We start from the raw sequence: 17,409 nt of genomic DNA on the forward strand, positions 1-17,409 counted from the left end.
GGGGAAGCATTAGTGAAACTAATGCTATTCACCGGAAAAATCGTAATTGCTGGTTTGCCGACTTTCGCGCAGGATGCACGTCAAAATGCGACGGGAGGCACTGTAGGCAAAGGATATGTCTAAAAGTGAAAATCATTTTCATTTATGCAGTGGCATGTCCGATATCCAACGCTACACCTTACGAGTCTTAAGGAGCCCGCTTGTCCACGCCTGTCGAACCTTTGCGTTTGCTGCTGTTGGCTGATGAGCCGGAATGGGCCGCCTTGTTACGCGAATGCCTGCTGCCGCTGGACGGTAGCGCAGTACTGCTGACCGCGCCGAACTGGGCGGCAGTCGATACCCTTTTCAGCGCAGATCGCCAGGCGGTGGTGCTGGCCACGCCGGCGTTGCAGCCCGCCCCCGGGCGCTGCGAGCTGCCGACCATCCTGTTGCTGGACCATGAACCAGACACTTCCCCAACGGGCGTGAGTGACTGGCTGGTACGCGACCATCTCAATGTCGATGCCCTGCGCCGCTCATTGCGCCATGTACGCGAGCGCGGTGTGCTGGTGGCCACCTTGCAGCGCCTGGCCGAGCAGGACCCACTGACCGGCATTGCCAACCGCCAGGGCTTCCAGGCCCTGCTGACCACGCGCCTGGCCGAGAACGAAGGCCGAGGCGTGGCCCTCGGCCACCTGGACCTTGACAACTTTCGCCATGTCAACGACGCCCTGGGCCATCAGTGCGGCGACCGCCTGATCTTGCAGGTGGTGGCGCGCCTCAAGCAGCAGCTGGAGGCCGGTGACCAGCTGGCGCGCCTGGGCAGCGACGAATTCGCCTTGCTGATCGACACGCGGCGCGATGCCAACCGCGCCGAATGGATCGCCGAACGCATCGTCGAGGCGCTGGCCGAACCTTACTGGATCGACGGCGAAAGTCTGCTGCTGGGTTGCAGCCTGGGCCTGGCCCACGCTCGTGCCCAGGGCGGGCCCGACCCGCTGATGTGGCACGCGCACATCGCCATGCGCCAGGCCAAGGGCAGCCAGGGCTGCACCTTCCACGTGTTCAACGAACGCATCAACCGCAATGCGCGCAGCCTGGCCGACCTGGAAAGCGAACTGCGCCGAGCCTTGCGCCGCGACGAACTGGAGCTGCATTACCAGCCGCGGCTGAACCTTCCCGATGGGCGCATCGTCGGCCTCGAGGCCCTGGTGCGCTGGCGCCATGCCGAGCGCGGCTTGCTGCCGCCCAGCGAGTTCGTGCCACTGGCCGAGCAAAGCGGGCTGATCGTGCCACTGGGTTACTGGGTGATTTCCCGTGCCCTGCGCGACATGCAGGCGCTGCGCGAGCGCGGTCTGGAGCCACTGCACATGGCGGTGAACCTGAGCTTCCGCCAGTTCCAGGACAGCCAGTTGCTGGCCACCCTGAGCCGGTTGATCATCGAACACGGCGTTGATGCCCGTTGGCTGGAGTTCGAACTGACCGAAACGGCGGTGATGCGCCGCAATGAGCTGGTGCGCCAGACCATGGACGCCCTCGGGCGGCTGGGGGTGCGCTTCTCGCTGGACGACTTCGGTACCGGCTTCTCGTCGTTCGTGCACCTGAACAGCCTGCCGATCACCTTGCTCAAGGTCGACCGCAGTTTCGTTGCCGAGATGGAGATGCGCGAGGAGAACCGCAAGCTGGTGCACGCCATGATCAACCTGGCGCACAACCTCAACCTGGAAGTGGTGGCCGAGGGTGTGGAAAGCCCGGAACAGATGGCCTTGCTGCGCGGGTTCGGCTGTGACCAGGTACAAGGGTTCCTGGTCAGCAAGCCGCTACCGGTGGGGGAGTTGATCGATTATCTGCAGCAGGCGTCCGACCGCCCCCTCGTAGCCGCCCTCTAGGGCCTCTGCGCGGGACAAGCCCGCTCCTACAGGATCGCGCGGGACCTGTAGGAGCGGGCTTGTCCCGCGAAGAGGCCCTCCAGTCAGGCCGATACAGCAGCCCCAACCCCGGCCTTGCCCAGCAACCGCTTCATCCGCCACTCGAAGCCAATGGTCACAGCCAGGCACTCGGCGCCCCCACCAGCCAGTAGCAGCACAGTCCGATCAGGAAGGTGGTCTTGGCATCCTTCAAGCCACGGATCGAACCCATGGCGATGGTCTGCATGCCATCGAACAATTCGAACCACGCGGCCACCATCAGCAGCTGCACCGCCAGCTGATAGATCGCGGTAAAGCCGGGGTCGTTACGGTCGATGAACAGCCCCACCAGAGCCTCTGGCAGCAGCAGGAACAACGCCGCAAAGGCAAACATGATCGTCGCCCCGAAGCCGATCCCCACCCGCCCGGCACTGCGGGCGGCCAACAGGTTGCCGGCGCCATAGTAAAGGCCCACGCGCATGGTCACTGCATACGACAGCCCGGTCGGCACCATGAACGCGGTAGAGACGATCTGCAGGGCAATCTGGTGCGCCGCCAGTTGCGTGCTGCCCAGCACGCCCATGCACAGCGCGGCGAAGGCGAACAGCCCGACTTCCACCATGTAGGTGCCGCCAATCGGCAGGCCCAGCCGCCACAGCTCGCGCAGGGCTGGTAGCGAAGGGCGCGACAGCCCTTTGCGCAGCGGGTAGTCGGCGTAAGCCGGGTGCCAGCGGATGTACAGCGCCAGGGCGATGGCCATGCCCATCGACACCACCGCAGTGACCAGGCCGATACCCATCAGGCCCAGCTTCGGCAGGCCAAACATGCCTTCGATCAGGGCGACGTTGAACAGATAGTTGAGCACCGTGCCGACCAGGCTGATGACCATCACCGGGGTCGAGCGCCCCAGCGCACTGGTGAAGCCGCGCAGGGCCATGAAGGTCAGGTAGCCGGGCAGGGCCAGTGGCAGCAGCGTGAGGAACTCGGCCGCCGAGTCGACATTCTCCGGCTGCTGGCCGAACAGCAGCAGCACCGGTTTCAGGTTCCACAGCACCAGTGCCGCCACCAGCGCCAGGCCCCAGGCCAGCCACAGGCCGTTCTGCGCCAGGCGAGTGGCGCCCTCGATGTCGTTGGCGCCCTTGCGGATCGCCACCAGGGTGCCCACTGCGGCGATCACGCCCAGGCAGAAGATCGACACGAACGAGTAGCTCGCTGCACCCAGCCCGCCACCGGCCAGGGCCTGCGGGCTGATGCGGGCCATCATCAGGGTGTCGGTGAGTACCATCAGCATGTGCGCCAACTGCGAGGCGATCAGCGGCCCGGCCAGGCGCAGCAAAGCCTTGAGTTCTGTGGTGGGCGCGACATGCATGGGGGTGTCCTTCTTCCTGAATCGGTGAGCAAGGCGACGATTCTGAGGCTTCGGTCAACTTTGCACAAAAGGATAAATGCGATGGTTGGCATGAGTTGAACTCATGTATATATGATTCTGTGCATTCCATTCCCACCCCCGGATGACAGGTGCCCCATGTCCCGCCAGATGCCTCCCCTGTATGCACTGCGCGCATTCGAAGCGGCTGCGCGGCTGAGCTCGTTCACCCGTGCCGGTGAAGAGCTGTCGATCACCCAGAGCGCGGTTAGCCGGCATATTCGCACCCTCGAAGAGCACTTCGCCTGTCGGCTGTTCGTGCGTAGCGGTCGCAGCCTGCAGCTGACCGAAGCGGCACGGGTGCTGTTGCCCGGTGTGCGTGAAGGCTTTGCGGCGCTGGAGCGCGCCTGCGATACCTTGCGCGGGGAGGATGACATCCTGCGCATGAAGGCACCGTCGACCCTGACCATGCGCTGGCTGCTGGCCCGACTGAGCCGCTTCCGGCACCTGCAACCGGGCAACGAGGTGCAGCTGACCAGTGCCTGGATGGATGTCGACCATGTGGACTTCAATCAGGAGCCGTTCGATTGCGCGGTGCTGCTCAGCGATGGTGTGTTTCCGGCGGACTGGGAAGTACGTCGGTTGTTTGCCGAGCTGTTGATCCCGGTAGGTGCGCCGGACCTGTTGAAGGAGGGGCCGTGGGACGAGCGGCGGCTGGCCGGTATCGAGCTGCTGCACCCGACCCCCGACAAGCGTGACTGGCGCGAATGGCTGGAGCGCATGGGGCTCAGCGACAAGGTCTCACTCAAGGGTGGGCAGGTGTTCGATACGCTGGAGCTGGGCATGATTGCGGCGGCGCGGGGTTACGGCATCTCGATGGGCGACTTGCTGATGGTCGCCGAAGATGTGGCTCAGGGGCGCCTGAGCCTGCCGTGGCCGACGGCGGTGCCAAGTGGCATGGATTATTACCTGGTGTGGCCGCGGACCCGGCCGGGTGGGGAGCGGTTGCGGCGGCTGAGTGTGTTTCTACAGGAAGAAGCGGCAGCGGTGGACTTGCCAGCTGTGGAAATTCTGCCGGCACTTTGACTGCCTGCACTGGCCTCTTCGCGGGGCACGTTGAAGGAAAACGTTTGCGAATAACCCGGCCCGACACTCAAGTATTCAAATGCGACGCCGATCTAGTGGCACCAGCGTCCCGGAAGAGGGCGCGATTTCCCGTCTACAACAAGCGGGCGGTCAGGGTGATCAGGACGATCCCGGCCTCTTGCCAGGAGCTTCTTCATGTCTCGACCGCGTGCCCGAATTGCCTCGCAACTCGGTGTCGCCCTCGCCATCGTGCTGGCGCTGGTGATTTCCGGCAGTACCCTGTTCGCCCTGCGTGCGCTGGACGACGCCAATCTCGCCACCCGCCAGGCCCACCTGGCCAGCGAAGCACGGCTGCTGGCCGACCAGCTCGATACCTTCCACGGTTCGCTCAAGGACAACACCCAGCGCCTGAGCGGCCTGTTCGAGCGCCGCTTCGCCTCGGGCCTGTCGCTGCACGCTAGCGAGACCGTGCAGGTCGCAGGCCAAAGCACGCCCGCCCTGTACCTGGGTGATCGGCTGCTGAACAACGATTTCCAGGTGGTCGACGAATTCCAGCAGATGACCGCCGGCATCGCGACCCTGTTCGTGCGCAGCGGCGATGACTTCGTGCGCATCAGCACCAACCTGAAGAAGCAAGACGGCACCCGCGCCATCGGCACCCAGCTCGACCGCCAGCACCCGGCCTATACCAAACTGCTGGCCGGGCAGATGTACGTCGGCCGCGCCGTGCTGTTCGAGCGCAACTACATGACCCGCTATGTGCCGGTCAGCGACAGCAGCGGCCGGGTGATCGCGGTGTTGTTCGTCGGCTTCGACTACACCGACGCGCAGAACGCCCAGTTCGCCAACCTCAAGCGCTTCCGTATCGGTGAAACCGGCTCCCTGGCCATTCGCGATGAAAAAGACCAATGGCTGGTGCCGCCGGCCAATGCCGACCAGGACCTGTTCAGCGCCAGCGCGCCGTTCGCCGAGGGCCCCTGGACCGTGGTCGCCAGCATGCCGAAGGCGGAAATTCGCGAAGTGACCTGGAGCGTCGGCCTGCGCCTGGCCATCGGCAGCCTGCTGGCGATGCTGCTGGCCGTGGCCGCCACCCTGTGGCTGCTGCGCCGCAAGCTGCGGCCGCTGGATGACCTGGTGCGTCAGGCCGAGGCATTGGGGGCCGGCGACCTGAATGCGCGCCTGAGCGTGACCAGCCATGACGAGATCGGCCAGCTGGCGCGCAGCTTCAACCAGATGGGCGAAGCGCTGGCGACCATGGTCGAGCACATCCGCAGTGCCTCCGAGCAGGTCAGCAGCCGCGCGCGTTCGCTGTCCGGGCTGTCTGCCGGTGCCTGTGAAGGCATGGACCAGCAGTCTGGCGAGATCACCAGCATGGCCGGTGCGGTGGAGGAGTTCAGTGCGACCTCGATGAACATCGCCGACAACATGGCCGGTACCGAGCGCATGGCCCGTGACAACGCCCAGCAGACCCGTATCGGCCGCAGTGCCATGGATGAAGCGTCGAGCTCCCTGCGGCAGATTGCCGAAGCGCTGGGCGGTACTGCCACGGTAATGGACAGCCTTGGCGCACGCTCGCAGGAGATCGGCGGCATCATCAGCGTGATCACTGCGATTGCCGAGCAGACCAACCTGCTGGCGCTGAACGCCGCCATCGAGGCTGCCCGGGCCGGTGAGCAGGGCCGAGGCTTTGCCGTGGTCGCGGATGAAGTGCGCGGGCTGGCTGCGCGCACGCGCCAGGCGACGGATGAGATTTCCGGGATGATCACCAGCATCCAGCAACAGACAGGCCACGCCATAAATACCTTGGAGCAGGGCAATCAGCTGATGCAGGAAGGGCTGGCGCGCAACGACAAGGTCGCCGAGGCGCTGGCGCGGATCGATGAGCAGAGCCGTACGGCGGGTGAGCGGTTTGCCGTGATCAGCACGGCAACCCAGGAGCAGAGCAGCACGGCCACTGTACTCAGCCGCAACCTGCAGAGCATTGCCCAAGCCAACAGCGAGCAGCGCGATGTGGCCAACGAACTGGCCTTCACCGCGCGGGAACTGGAAGGGTTGGCGGCGCGGCTGCGCCAGGAAGTGGACCGCTTCCGCTGAGATTGCAGGGGGCCGTTTCGCGGCTTGTCCCGCGAATGGGGCGCAAAGCGCCCCCGGCAATCCTGAGCCTTACATCGAACCCAGGTTCAACGCCTGGGCACAAGCCTGCAACGAGCGCCGCTCGCTCTGCGCATACAGCGCCAGCTCATCCTGCACCTGCAGCCCCAGCGCCGCTTCAAAGGCCTCGCGGTTGGCATTGCTGCCATACTCGGCCTGGCCCTCATCCCCCAGATTCGACTGGAAGATCCCCGCCGCACTCACCGGCAGGAAGTCCTCGTAAACCAGTGCCTCGAAGTGCACATGGCCGGCCGCGATCAGGCCTTCCAGCGTAGTCGGGCGGTCCTGCTGGTCGCGCTGCGCCATACCTTTCTCCGTGGCGAAATAGCGGAAGTACGCCAGCCCCTGTTCACGCATCTGCGCCAGGTCATCCGGGAATGCAGCGAAGCTTTCCTGCAGCAGCGCCCTGTAGCGCTCGGCATTGGCCTCGGCTGGCGCGCCACCCAAGGCGGCGCGGGTGGCGTCGAGCAGCTTGTCGTAGAGCTGGCGGCCTTTCGGCGTCAGTGCCGCGCCGCGCTGTTCGATCTCGCCGAAACGTGCGGTGTGGCTGCCCTGGTGATCGCTGAACGCAACCTTCTCCTGCAGCGCTTTGAAGCTGGTCTGGCGCAGCAGGATCGGGTGGCGGCGGGTCGGTGGGCCTTCGACCACGGCTTTCGGCGGGATGCCCTTGGCCGGCATGCCGACCTGGATTGCGTCGATGTCCAGGGTGCGCGGGGTCAGGTGGTTGATGTGCGGGCCTTTGAAGGCCACCACGTCGGCGATCAGGCGGTGCTGGTCGTGCAGCTGCTGGTACTGCTCGGCAGTGACCGTGGCGTCCTGGTGCCAGCGGAAGGTGTGCAGAGCTTCGCGGACGAATTCGTCGGCATCGGCCGCGTTCAGGCCGCCATCGTGCTCGGATTGGGCAATCAGTTCGAGTGCGCGAGCGGTGAAGATCTTGCGCTTGGCCAGGATGCCTTGGGCCAATTCGCGCAGTGGCAGGTTGTCGATCAGCTCCAGGCGCAGCAGCGAGGTGAACACGCGGAACGGGCTGACGTGCAGCGACTGCTCGTGCACGGCGCGGAACGCGGTGGAATGCACCGGAACGCCAGCGGAACTGAGGTCGTAGTAGCCGACCGGCGCCATGCCCATCACCGCGAACAGGCGGGCGATGGTGGCCAGCTCTTCGGCGCTGCCGACGCGGATGGCGCCGTGGCGCTCCTGGTCCAGGCGCTCGATCTCGCCGGTCCAGCGCAGGGCTTCGGCCACCTTGGGCTGCTCGGCCATGACCTGCTGGTTGATTTCGCTCACCAGCTCCAGCAGCGTGCCATACAGCGGCACTTCCTGTTTATACATGAGCGACATGGCGGCAGAGAACTGCGCGCGGATGCTGTCGGGGCTGACGAAATCGTGGGCGGGCATCGCTAGCTTCCTGGTTAGGTTCGGACACTTACATGAAAGCTGGGAATGCACTTTGCTCACAAGCGAAAAAAAGTGAGTGTGTCATTCCTTTTTTGATCGACCTCCATGGCCCTTTCGCGGCTAAAGCCGCGAAGAGGCCCTCAAGCCTGGAGCTGCTCGCGAATCCATTCCACCAATGCCCGCACCTTCGGCACTTCAGCTGCATGCTCGGCATAGGCCAGGTAATGCTTACCGGCACTGCGCATCGCATGATTCCACGCAATGACCAGGCTCCCCTCAGCCAGCTCCTTGGCAACCAGGTACCGCGGCACCAACGCCACCCCACACCCGGCCTGTGCCGCACTCAACGCCATGTAGAACGTATCGAAGCGCGGCCCGTGGTAGGCGCTGACGCTGTGCAACCCCTGCTCGAGGAACCACTCATGCCAGGCCTCCGGCCGCGAAGTGCTTTGCAGCAGCACCATCTGCGCCAACTCGCCGGCATCCGCCAGCTCACGTCCGGCCAGCAACTCCGGCGCACAGACCGGCACCACCTCTTCGCCGAACAGCTCCACACAGGTAGCCCCCGGCCAGGTGCCCTGGCCGTAGAAGAACACCACATCCGCTGAGCCCTGCAGCAGGGCGAACGGCTCCATCTCGTTGCGGATGTCGAGGTGGATGTTCGCGTGGCGTTTGCCAAAGCCCTTGAGGTGCGGGATCAACCAGCGCACGCCAAAACTCGGTTGAGTGGCTACTTTCAATATCTCGGTCTGCTCGCCGTAGGTGAGCACGTAGCGGCTCGACATGTCGACCTGGGTGAGGATCTTGTTGACCTCGGCCAGATACAGGCTGCCAGCGGGCGTGAGTTGCAGGCGCCGGCGGATACGCAGGAACAGGTGGTGGCGCAGCATCTCTTCGAGCTGCGCCACCTGCTTGCTGACCGCGCTCTGGGTCAGGTGCAGCTCTTCGGCGGCACGGGTAAAGCTCAGGTGACGGGCTGCAGCTTCGAAGCACTGCAGGGCGGTCATGGAGGGCACCAGGCGTTTGGACATAGTGGTCTCTGTGGCTCAAATCATTACCTGACGGAATGATATGCGGAATAAAGGTCGTTTGTTGCGCCGGTGTGATCGGATTAATACTGATCCACATCATTTTTCCACCCCATCACCCGATGTAGGAGAAGCACAAATGGTTGCTGGATTGCTCGAGCGCCTTGGCGTTGCCGCCGAGGCTTACACCCAGGGCGACTACCCTGTTCACACGCCGATCGACGGCAGCCAGATCGCCAAGGTGAAACTGCTCGGCAAGGCCGAGACCATCGCCCGCATCGATCAGGCCCAGAGCGCCTTCGAGGCCTGGCGCAGTGTGCCGGCTCCGCGCCGTGGCGAACTGGTGCGCCTGTTCGGCGAAGTGCTGCGTGAGCACAAGGCCGACCTCGGTGAGCTGGTCTCGATCGAAGCCGGCAAGATCACCCAGGAAGGCCTGGGCGAAGTGCAGGAAATGATCGACATCTGCGACTTCGCCGTCGGCCTGTCGCGCCAGCTGTACGGCCTGACCATCGCCTCCGAGCGCCCGGGCCATCACATGCGTGAAACCTGGCACCCGCTGGGCGTGGTCGGCGTGATCAGCGCCTTCAACTTCCCGGTGGCCGTATGGGCCTGGAACACTGCTTTGGCCCTGGTAGCCGGTAACTCGGTGGTGTGGAAGCCGTCCGAGAAGACCCCGCTGACCGCCCTGGCTTGCCAGGCGCTGTTCGAAAAAGCCCTGAAGGCCTTCGGTGACGCCCCAGCTGGCCTGGCACAACTGGTGATTGGCGGTCGCGAAGCTGGCGAAGCCATGGTCGACGATCCACGCGTACCACTGGTCAGCGCCACCGGCAGCACCCGCATGGGCCGTGAAGTAGGCCCACGTGTTGCCGCCCGCTTCGGTCGCAGCATCCTCGAACTGGGTGGCAACAATGCCATGATCCTGGCCCCGAGCGCCGACCTCGACCTGGCCGTGCGCGGCATCCTGTTCTCTGCGGTCGGCACCGCCGGCCAGCGCTGCACCACCCTGCGTCGCCTGATCGTGCACCGCTCGATCAAGGACGAAGTGGTTGCCCGTGTCAAAGCCGCCTACGGCAAAGTGCGCATCGGCGACCCACGCAAGGACAACCTGGTCGGCCCGCTGATCGACAAGCAGTCGTTCGACGCCATGCAGGGTGCACTGGCCAAGGCCCGTGACGAGGGTGGTCAGGTATTCGGCGGCGAGCGTCAGCTGGCCGAGCAGTACCCGAATGCCTACTACGTGTCGCCGGCCATCGCTGAAATGCCGGCCCAGAGCGACGTTGTGCGCCACGAAACCTTCGCGCCGATCCTCTACGTGCTGGCTTATGACGACTTCGAAGAGGCCCTGCGCCTGAACAACGAAGTGCCACAAGGCCTGTCGTCGTGCATCTTCACCACCGACATTCGCGAAGCCGAGCGCTTCCAGAGTGCGTCGGGCAGTGACTGCGGCATCGCCAACGTCAACATCGGCACCAGCGGCGCCGAGATCGGTGGGGCGTTCGGTGGCGAGAAGGAGACTGGCGGAGGCCGTGAGTCCGGTTCCGACGCCTGGAAAGGCTACATGCGTCGCCAGACCAACACCGTGAACTACTCGCGCGAGCTGCCGCTGGCGCAGGGTATCGTGTTCGACTGATGGATTGATGCTGCATGGCCGGGGGCGTAGCCCCCGGTTCGCGGGGCAAGCCCGCTCCTACAGGGATCTCCATCGCCTGCGCGATCCCTGTAGGAGCGGGCTTGCCCCGCGAATGGGCTGCAAAGCAGCCCCAACAAGAACAAATTGCTGGAGCCGGGCCATGTCCGAACTGCGTCAACAATGCTTGTGGGAACACGTCAGCCAACCTAGCGTCGCCAGCCAGGCCCTGGCCGGGGAACACAAGGCCGATGTCTGCGTGATCGGCGGCGGCATCACCGGCCTGTCGACGGCCATCCACCTGCTCGAACAGGGCAAGTCGGTGATCCTGCTGGAGGCCTGGAAGATCGGCCACGGCGGCTCCGGGCGCAACGTCGGCCTGGTCAACGCCGGCACCTGGATCCGCCCCGATGACGTCGAGGCAACCCTCGGCCAGAAGCAGGGCAGCCGCCTGAACAAGGTGCTCGGTGAAGCCCCGGCTGAAGTGTTCGCCATGATCGAGCGCCTCGGCATCGACTGCCAGGCCCAGCACAAAGGCACGCTGCACATGGCGCACAACGCCACCGGCATTGCCGACCTCCAGGCCCGCCACGAGCAATGGCGCCGCCGTGGTGCCGACGTCGAGCTGTTGACCGGCACCCAGTGCCAGGAATACTGCGGTACCGACAAAATTTCCGCCGCGTTGCTCGACCGCCGCGCCGGCACCATCAACCCGATGGGCTACACCCAGGGCCTGGCTGCCGCCGTGGCGCGCCTGGGCGGCAAGCTGTTCCAGCAATCCTCGGTCGAAGGCCTTGAGCGCGAGGGCGATGCCTGGCGGGTGAAGACTGCGCGTGGTTCGGTACGCGCCGAGAAGGTGGTGATTTCCACTGGTGCCTACACCGAAGGCGACTGGAGCAACCTGCAGAAGCAGTTCTTCCGTGGGTACTACTACCAGGTGGCGTCCAAGCCGCTGCACGGCGCGGCAGCCGACAAGGTGCTGCCGCACGGCCAGGGCTCGTGGGACACCCGCACCGTACTCAGCAGCATCCGCCGCGACGACCAGGGCCGCCTGCTGCTGGGTAGCCTCGGCCGGGTCGACAACAAACCGGCCTGGTTCGTGCGCAGTTGGGCCGACCGGATCCAGAGCCATTACTACCCGGAGCTGGGCAAGGTCGAGTGGGAAATGCACTGGACCGGCTGTATCGACTTCACCCCGGACCACCTGATGCGGCTGTTCGAGCCGGCGCCGGGGCTGGTGGCGGTGACGGGTTATAACGGCCGTGGCAACACCACCGGAACCGTGATTGGCCGAGCGTTTGCCGAGTTCCTGCTGAAGGGGGAAGCAGACAGCTTGCCGATTCCGTTCTCGCCCATGGCCGGGGTGAGCGCGCCTTCGTTGCGGACCGCGTTCTATGAATCCGGGTTCTCGCTGTACCACGCGGGGCAATGTCTGAGAGTTGTGCTGTAACCACGGCCCTCTTCGCGGGGCCGATACAGGTTTATTTGTGCAACCAGCTGAGGAAGCCGCCTTTCTTGATCGAAACCGGCTTCTGCAGCAACAACGATTCCCGGCTCTGGCGCCGGAACCGCTGCAACTTGGTCAGCGCCGTCTGCACCTCGCCACGCTGCACCAGGCAGCTCTTCACCTGTTCCTTCTCGATCCGATAAAGCACGCAACTGGTCAGGGTCCTGAACTCGGCAAACGAGTCATCTTCATCGATGATCCCCTCGATCCCCAGCACCTCACCCGGCCCCATGCGCCCCGCCTCCAGCAGCTTGTCGCCATCGCGCACCGACGCCGAAACCACGCCGCTGCCAATCACCAGCAAATGCTCGGACTGCTCGCCCACCTCCAAAATCACCTGGTCGGCCAGGTACTCCACCGCGGTCATGCGTTGGCTCAAGGCATCCCGTTCTTCATCACTCAGTGAGCGGAACACCCGCACCTCGTCCAGCACTTCGCGCTGACGGCTGCGTGGCGGCATGGCCAAGTCGACGTTCCACATCACCCCATTGGCCTCCAGATGGCGGTGCGCCAGGTCGAACAGCTGGTTGCGTGCGTCGGTCTTGCCGGCCATGTCAGCGATGAATCCGCTGGCCTCGTACTCCACCGATTCCAGTGTCGAGGCTTTCACCGAGACCTTGGGCTTGGGTGAGGGGAGGATCGCGCTGGTGCCTTGCAGGGCTTTCTCCAGGGCATCGAAAACCCGCTTGGGGCGTACTTTGGGCGGTACAACCACACAGATCGACACCCCGTTCACATCGGCCGGGCGGCTGTGGTTGAGGAGCCGTGCCTTGGCCGCCACCGAGTTGGGAATCACCGCCAGGCTGCCACTGCCGGTGAGCAGGCGCGTGGCGCGCCAGTCGATATCCAGCACCTTGCCCTCGGTGCCGTCGATGGAGATCGAATCGCCAATCTGATAGGGCCGTGTGGTGTTCAGCACGATGCCGCTGAACACGTCGGCCAGGGTGCTCTGCAGCGCCAGGCCGATGACGATGGCCATTACCCCGGAGGTGGCCAGCAGGCCCTTCACCGGCAGTTGCAGCACATAGCCCGCCGCCGCGACCACGGCCGCGAGGAAGATCAGCGCCCCCAGCACATCCTGCAGCAGGCGCCCGCCATGGCTGCCACGGGCCACCAGCAACAGGCCGAACACCACGGTTACCGTACGCGCGCCAAACAGCCACCAACCGATGGCCAGTACTGTGGCCATCAGGTTGCGCGACACATCGTCGGGCCACGGCGGTGGTTGCAGCGGGCTCATGCCGGCAGCCACCAGTACCGAGCTGAACAGCAGGAATATCGCCAGCCGTGCGCCGATTCGCCAGGCCCGGCGCTGGATCGGGATCAGCTGCCAGAGCACGAGGTCGAGCAGGATCAGGGCGGTGCCGAGCAACAACGGGGACGACTGGATGAACGCCAGCATGGAAGTCTCGGGGGATGAGGGGAGGGCTGTGCGTAGTAATAGAGCAGGTTGCTCGGGCAAGCAATGTGACCAGCAAATCCACTGCCAACAGATCGTTCCCTAAATAGAACGCTAAAGCCAAAAACCACTAACTACCGCTCCAAAGGTGTTGGTTTTAATCTTCTCCCATCAACGCGAAACACCCAACTTACTGAAAATCAAAACCCTTAGGAGCTACCACCATGACCAACTTCAAATACAACCGCCTGAACAAAGACGACGCCGCTGTCCTGCTGGTCGACCACCAGGCTGGCCTGCTGTCCCTGGTGCGCGACATCGAGCCGGACGCGTTCAAGAACAACGTCCTGGCCCTGGCCGACCTGGCCAAGTTCTTCAACCTGCCGACCATCCTCACCACCAGCTTCGAGCAAGGCCCCAATGGCCCGCTGGTGCCGGAGCTGAAAGAACTGTTCCCGGACGCTCCATACATTGCCCGCCCAGGCCAGATCAACGCCTGGGACAACGAAGACTTCGTCAAGGCGGTGAAGGCCACGGGCAAGAAGCAACTGATCATCGCCGGCGTAGTGACCGAAGTGTGCGTGGCCTTCCCGGCGCTGGCTGCTCTGGAAGAAGAGTTTGAAGTGTTCGTGGTGACCGACGCTTCCGGCACGTTCAACGCCATGACCCGCGACGCCGCCCATGACCGCATGAGCCAGGCAGGCGCACAACTGATGACCTGGTTCGGCGTGGCCTGTGAGCTGCACCGCGACTGGCGCAACGACATCGAAGGCCTGGCCGCGCTGTGCTCCAACCACATCCCGGACTACCGCAACCTGATGACCAGCTACAACGCCTTCAACGCCAACAAGTAAGCCGCGCCCCCGGGCACCGCCAGGCGGTGCCCGCCAAGGGCAGCACACTCATTCAATCCTCCGCCCGTCCGCCGTTGCACAGTGGATGCGGGCAAGCTCATCTCAAGGAACGCCGATGAACACCGCACTCCAAGACAACCGCAACGTGGTGACCTTGGTCATCCAGCACAAGGCCCGCGCCGAGTCGCTGGCGGCTTACGAAGCGTGGCTCAAGCGTACGGTCAGCGCCGCACGCCGTCAGCCGGGGCATCTGGACGTCAATGTCATCCGCCCCGATGAAGGCGGTCTGCACTTCACCACCGTGGTGCGCTTCGCCGACGCCAGCCTGCTGCAGGCCTGGGTCAACTCGGCCGAGCGCCAGGCGCTGGTCAACGAAGTGTTGCCACTGCTCGAAGGCGGTGACCACACCCAGGTGCACGACGACCCGGAGTTCTGGTTCACCCCTCCGAGCGTCAACGCGGCGCAACCGCCACGCTGGAAGCAGGCGCTGCTGACCTATCTGGTGATCTGCCCGATGACCATGGTCATCCCGCAGCTGCTGGCACCGTTGTTCACCCGCTTCCCGCAGCTTGGCGGCCCGGTCAGCGGCAACCTCATCGTCAACCTGTTCGTCATTCTGCCCGTGGTGTTCTACATCATGCCTTGGGTAACCCGCCGCTGCGCCAACTGGCTGCGCGGCTGAGCCACGTCTTCACCTTCTGACTTTCAAGGAGATGCCGACATGACCACGCTTGTTACCCGCGACGGCACTTCGATCTATTACAAGGACTGGGGCAGCGGCAAACCGGTGCTGTTCAGCCACGGCTGGCCACTGGACGCCGACATGTGGGACGCGCAGATGGAGTTCCTGGCCAGCCGGGTTTGCCGTGACCCATGCGCAGCAGCTCAATGAAGACCTGCTGGCATTCCTCCAGAAGTAGTTGCGGTAGGTATTCGCGGGAGAAGCCCTGGCAGCACAAATGGTGAACAGGGCTAACCTTCTACGACTCACCGCACATCCATGCAATCCCTGGCCTTGCACCAACCGGCATGCTCCGCAGTTGCGGCTGCCGCCGTCGCACCCAGATGGAGAAGCCCATGCCCCAGGACCGCAACGACAAGACTCGTCGCCAGTTCCTCGCCACCAGCACCGTGCTAGGTGCCGCCGGCGCTCTCTGGTCCGCATTGCCCTTCACCGGCCAAGCCGGTTCCGTCCACGCATCCACCCAAGGAGGCTCCATGAACGCCGACCTGATTCTGTTCAACGGCAAATTGCACACCGTTGACCGCGAAAAGCCCACCGCCACTGCCGTCGCCATCAAGGACGGCCGCTTCGTCGCCGTGGGTAACGACGCCGAGGCCATGGCCCACAAGGGCGCTGCCACGCAGATCATCGACCTCAAGCAGCGCACGGTGATCCCGGGCCTGAACGACTCGCACCTGCACCTGATCCGCGGTGGCCTGAACTACAACCTGGAACTGCGCTGGGAAGGCGTGCCGTCGGTGGCCGATGCCCTGCGCATGCTCAAGGACCAGGCCGCACGCACGCCGACCCCTCAATGGGTGCGCGTGGTCGGTGGCTGGAACGAATTCCAGTTCGCCGAAAAACGCATGCCGACCCTGGAGGAAATCAACCAGGCTGCGCCGGACACCCCGGTGTTCCTGCTGCACCTGTACGACCGCGCGCTGCTCAACCGCGCTGCCCTCAAGGCCGTCGGCTACGACAAGACCACGCCCAATCCGCCGGGTGGCGAGATCCAGCGCGACAAGTTCGGCAACCCGACCGGCATGCTGATCGCCCGCCCCAACGCGATGATCCTCTACGCAACCCTGGCCAAAGGGCCGAAGCTGCCGCTGGAATATCAGGTCAACTCCACCCGTCAGTTCATGCGCGAGCTGAACCGCCTGGGCCTGACCAGTGCCATCGATGCTGGCGGCGGCTATCAGAACTTCCCCGATGACTACTCGGTGATCCAGGAGCTGGCCGACAACAACCAGCTGACCGTGCGCATCGCCTACAACCTGTTCACCCAGAAGCCCAAGGAAGAGCTGGACGACTTCCGCAAGTGGACCTCCAGCGTCAAATTGCACAGCGGCACCGACTTCCTGCGCCACAACGGTGCTGGCGAGATGCTGGTGTTCTCCGCCGCCGACTTCGAGGACTTCCTCGAGCCGCGCCCGGACCTGCCGCAGACCATGGAAGAAGAACTGGAGCCGGTGGTGCGCCACCTGGTCGAGCAGCGCTGGCCATTCCGCCTGCACGCCACCTACAACGAATCGATCACGCGCATGCTCGACGTGTTCGAGAAGGTCAACCGCGACATCCCGTTCAACGGCCTGCCATGGTTCTTCGACCACGCCGAAACCATCACTCCCGAGAACATCGAGCGCGTGCGCGCGCTGGGTGGCGGCATTGCCATCCAGGACCGCATGGCCTTCCAGGGTGAATACTTCGTCGACCGCTACGGCGCCAAGGCGGCCGAGCAGACCCCGCCGATCAAGCGCATGCTTGAGATGGGCGTGCCGGTGGGTGCCGGTACCGATGCCACCCGCGTGTCCAGCTACAACCCGTGGACCTCGCTGTACTGGCTGGTCAGCGGCAAGACCGTCGGCGGCATGGAGCTGTACAAGGAAGGCCTGGACCGCGAAACCGCACTGCAGCTGTTCACCCAGGGCAGCGCCTGGTTCTCCAGCGAGCAGGGCAAGAAGGGCCAGATCAAGGTAGGCCAGCTGGCCGACCTGGCGGCGCTGTCGCTGGACTTCTTCAGCGTCGATGAAGAAGCGATCAAGGGCATCGAGTCGGTGCTGACGATTGTTGACGGCAAGGTGGTGTACGGCGCGGCCGAATTCGACAAGCTCGGCCCGCCGCAGGTACCGGTGCTGCCGGAGTGGTCACCGGTGGTCAAGGTGCCGGGGCACTGGCGCGTGGGTACGCCGTCGCTGGCGGCAGCCGTGCACCAGTGCTCGGGGCCGTGCGGGGTGCATGCGCACAGCCATGACAAGGCGCGTCAATCGAGTGTGCCGGTCAATGACTTCCAGGGCTTCTGGGGGGCGTTGGGTTGCTCGTGCTTCGCTTTCTAAGCTGAGTTGATGTGAAAAGGGGGCCAGTTACTGGCCCCCTTTTTTTG

11 protein-coding genes and 3 pseudogenes are annotated in these 17,409 nt (G+C 64.4%); 10 read left to right on the forward strand and 4 right to left on the reverse strand.

Translation table 11 applies throughout. The features are described from left to right. Nucleotides 1-200: 200 nt before the first annotated feature. Nucleotides 201-1,868 carry a putative bifunctional diguanylate cyclase/phosphodiesterase gene (locus tag BGP85_RS14055; protein WP_103448496.1) on the forward strand — a complete coding sequence of 556 codons (1,668 nt, stop codon included), beginning with the start codon at nt 201-203 and terminating at the stop codon, nt 1,866-1,868. 83 nt (nt 1,869-1,951) lie between these two features. On the opposite strand, the pseudogene BGP85_RS14060 reads toward BGP85_RS14055, so the two are convergent. Beyond that, nucleotides 1,952-3,255, reverse strand: a pseudogene (locus BGP85_RS14060) (NorM family multidrug efflux MATE transporter). A gap of 156 nt (nt 3,256-3,411) precedes the next feature. On the opposite strand from BGP85_RS14060, the gene BGP85_RS14065 reads away from it, so the two are divergent. The 3 genes and pseudogenes from BGP85_RS14065 to BGP85_RS29595 all read left to right on the forward strand — a co-directional run bounded on the left by BGP85_RS14065 (nt 3,412) and on the right by BGP85_RS29595 (nt 6,432). Further along, on the forward strand, nt 3,412-4,338 hold the full coding sequence (locus BGP85_RS14065) for a LysR substrate-binding domain-containing protein (RefSeq protein WP_103448497.1): 927 nt from the start codon (nt 3,412-3,414) through the stop codon (nt 4,336-4,338). A gap of 195 nt (nt 4,339-4,533) precedes the next feature. Continuing rightward, a pseudogene (locus BGP85_RS29590) lies at nt 4,534-5,574 on the forward strand (Cache 3/Cache 2 fusion domain-containing protein); the annotation flags it as partial. 135 nt (nt 5,575-5,709) lie between these two features. Continuing rightward, entirely contained in the window at nt 5,710-6,432 is a 723-nt protein-coding gene (locus BGP85_RS29595) for a methyl-accepting chemotaxis protein (RefSeq protein ID WP_374755328.1), read from the forward strand. A gap of 69 nt (nt 6,433-6,501) precedes the next feature. Here BGP85_RS29595 and hglS read toward each other — a convergent pair whose 3' ends face one another. Continuing rightward, entirely contained in the window at nt 6,502-7,887 is a 1,386-nt protein-coding gene (gene hglS / locus BGP85_RS14075) for a 2-oxoadipate dioxygenase/decarboxylase HglS (RefSeq protein WP_103448499.1), read from the reverse strand. Nucleotides 7,888-8,027: 140 nt separating this feature from the next. Continuing rightward, on the reverse strand, nt 8,028-8,918 hold the full coding sequence (locus BGP85_RS14080; protein ID WP_103448500.1) for a LysR family transcriptional regulator: 891 nt from the start codon (nt 8,916-8,918) through the stop codon (nt 8,028-8,030). A gap of 136 nt (nt 8,919-9,054) precedes the next feature. On the opposite strand from BGP85_RS14080, the gene amaB reads away from it, so the two are divergent. Beyond that, nucleotides 9,055-10,545, forward strand: a complete 1,491-nt coding sequence (amaB, locus tag BGP85_RS14085; protein WP_103448501.1) for an L-piperidine-6-carboxylate dehydrogenase — start codon at nt 9,055-9,057, stop codon at nt 10,543-10,545. Nucleotides 10,546-10,705: 160 nt separating this feature from the next. Then, nucleotides 10,706-11,992 carry an L-pipecolate oxidase gene (gene amaA, locus BGP85_RS14090; protein ID WP_103448502.1) on the forward strand — a complete coding sequence of 429 codons (1,287 nt, stop codon included), beginning with the start codon at nt 10,706-10,708 and terminating at the stop codon, nt 11,990-11,992. Between the two features lie 31 nt (nt 11,993-12,023). On the opposite strand, the gene BGP85_RS14095 is transcribed toward amaA, so the two are convergent. Next, on the reverse strand, nt 12,024-13,451 hold the full coding sequence (locus BGP85_RS14095; protein WP_103448503.1) for a mechanosensitive ion channel family protein: 1,428 nt from the start codon (nt 13,449-13,451) through the stop codon (nt 12,024-12,026). Between the two features lie 221 nt (nt 13,452-13,672). Here BGP85_RS14095 and ycaC point away from each other — a divergent pair, with 221 nt between their 5' ends. The 4 genes and pseudogenes from ycaC (at nt 13,673) to BGP85_RS14115 (ending at nt 17,362) form a co-directional block, all read left to right on the forward strand. Further along, the gene (gene ycaC / locus BGP85_RS14100) at nt 13,673-14,302 is read left to right on the forward strand and encodes an isochorismate family cysteine hydrolase YcaC (protein ID WP_103448504.1); all 630 of its coding nucleotides are present in this window, start codon (nt 13,673-13,675) and stop codon (nt 14,300-14,302) included. Nucleotides 14,303-14,417: 115 nt separating this feature from the next. Beyond that, a complete protein-coding gene (locus BGP85_RS14105; protein WP_103448505.1) occupies nt 14,418-14,984 on the forward strand; it encodes an antibiotic biosynthesis monooxygenase in 567 nt (188 codons plus the stop codon). Nucleotides 14,985-15,023: 39 nt separating this feature from the next. Continuing rightward, nucleotides 15,024-15,161, forward strand: a pseudogene (locus BGP85_RS14110) (alpha/beta fold hydrolase); the annotation flags it as partial. A 218-nt stretch (nt 15,162-15,379) separates the two neighbouring features. Continuing rightward, nucleotides 15,380-17,362, forward strand: a complete 1,983-nt coding sequence (locus BGP85_RS14115; protein WP_103448506.1) for an amidohydrolase — start codon at nt 15,380-15,382, stop codon at nt 17,360-17,362. Nucleotides 17,363-17,409: the final 47 nt, after the last annotated feature.

It is taken from the genome of Pseudomonas putida, from assembly GCF_002906855.1.
In the GTDB taxonomy this organism is placed as follows: domain Bacteria; phylum Pseudomonadota; class Gammaproteobacteria; order Pseudomonadales; family Pseudomonadaceae; genus Aquipseudomonas; species Aquipseudomonas putida_N.

Bases quoted from the DNA above. Each gene is read 5' to 3' on its own strand.
- BGP85_RS14095 (WP_103448503.1), bottom strand. From the start codon at position 13,451: ATGCTGGCGTTCATCCAGTCGTCCCCGTTGTTGCTCGGCACCGCCCTG.
- BGP85_RS14065 (WP_103448497.1), top strand. From the start codon at position 3,412: ATGTCCCGCCAGATGCCTCCCCTGTATGCACTGCGCGCATTCGAAGCG.
- hglS (WP_103448499.1), bottom strand. From the start codon at position 7,887: ATGCCCGCCCACGATTTCGTCAGCCCCGACAGCATCCGCGCGCAGTTC.
- BGP85_RS14115 (WP_103448506.1), top strand. From the start codon at position 15,380: ATGCCCCAGGACCGCAACGACAAGACTCGTCGCCAGTTCCTCGCCACC.
- amaA (WP_103448502.1), top strand. From the start codon at position 10,706: ATGTCCGAACTGCGTCAACAATGCTTGTGGGAACACGTCAGCCAACCT.
- BGP85_RS14080 (WP_103448500.1), bottom strand. From the start codon at position 8,918: ATGTCCAAACGCCTGGTGCCCTCCATGACCGCCCTGCAGTGCTTCGAA.
- BGP85_RS14105 (WP_103448505.1), top strand. From the start codon at position 14,418: ATGAACACCGCACTCCAAGACAACCGCAACGTGGTGACCTTGGTCATC.
- amaB (WP_103448501.1), top strand. From the start codon at position 9,055: ATGGTTGCTGGATTGCTCGAGCGCCTTGGCGTTGCCGCCGAGGCTTAC.
- BGP85_RS29595 (WP_374755328.1), top strand. From the start codon at position 5,710: ATGGCCGGTGCGGTGGAGGAGTTCAGTGCGACCTCGATGAACATCGCC.
- ycaC (WP_103448504.1), top strand. From the start codon at position 13,673: ATGACCAACTTCAAATACAACCGCCTGAACAAAGACGACGCCGCTGTC.